Raw genomic sequence first — 452 nt, forward strand, 5'->3', positions numbered from 1 at the left:
CTGTTGATTTTAGCGACTACGCCAGCACCAACAGTTCGACCGCCTTCACGAATCGCGAAACGAAGACCTTCTTCCATCGCAATCGGAGCAATCAACTCAACATTCATCTTAATGTTGTCACCAGGCATTACCATCTCTACGCCTTCAGGTAGCTCACAAGCACCCGTCACGTCAGTTGTACGGAAATAGAACTGTGGACGATATCCTTTAAAGAAAGGAGTATGACGACCACCCTCTTCTTTGCTTAGTACGTATACTTCAGCTTCGAAAGAAGTGTGCGGGTTAATTGAACCCGGCTTCGCCAATACTTGACCACGCTCAATATCTTCACGCTTAGTACCACGAAGAAGGATACCCACGTTATCACCAGCTCGACCTTCGTCAAGTAGCTTACGGAACATCTCAACACCCGTTACAGTGGTCTTTGTGGTGTCACGAATTCCAACAATCTC

The 452-nt window shown here is 47.1% G+C and carries 1 protein-coding gene; it reads right to left on the reverse strand.

Annotated features, from left to right (window positions below):
- Positions 1-452, reverse strand: a 452-nt coding sequence (locus tag ABWW54_RS20125) for an EF-Tu C-terminal domain-related protein (protein WP_353415019.1), incomplete at both ends; no start/stop codon positions are given.

Origin of the sequence: Arenicella sp. 4NH20-0111, assembly GCF_040366405.1 — a bacterium.
In the GTDB taxonomy this organism is placed as follows: Bacteria; Pseudomonadota; Gammaproteobacteria; order Arenicellales; family Arenicellaceae; genus Arenicella.